Below are 433 nucleotides of genomic sequence, written 5' to 3'. Positions count from 1 at the left end.
GTCGGATCGTCGTTTGTCGGATTTGGTGTCGGTGGGTTTGTTGACCAGGGTGTTTCCGGCTGATGTGGTGGATGAGGTGATCGCGGCTGCGGGGCGCACCGAGCAGCGTCAGCGGGCGTTGCCGGCGCGGGTGATGGCGTACTTCGCTATTGGCATGGCGTTGTTCTCCGACGGCTCGTACGAGGATGTGTATGCGGCGCTGACCGACGGGTTGTCGTGGACGAGTCGGTGGCGCCACTCGTGGGCTGCGCCGACGAAATCCGCTATCTTTCAAGCACGTTCGCGATTAGGGTTCGAGCCGGTACGTGATCTTTTCGCCCGTGTCGCGGGCCCGTTGGCTGGGCCGGACACCCCGGGAAGTTGGCTCGCCGGTCGACGGCTCGTTGCGATCGACGGCACAGTTGTCGACGTACCCGACACGCCGGAGAATGCC

General features: G+C 64.2%; 1 protein-coding gene. It reads left to right on the top strand.

The genetic code is table 11. The features are described from left to right. A partial coding sequence (locus tag HH308_RS29390; protein WP_170197834.1) for a transposase domain-containing protein occupies positions 1–433 on the top strand: 433 nt, incomplete at both ends.

The organism is Gordonia asplenii (assembly GCF_012933505.1).
GTDB lineage: Bacteria > Actinomycetota > Actinomycetes > Mycobacteriales > Mycobacteriaceae > Gordonia > Gordonia asplenii.
This window is presented reverse-complemented; position numbering and strand designations above follow the sequence as displayed.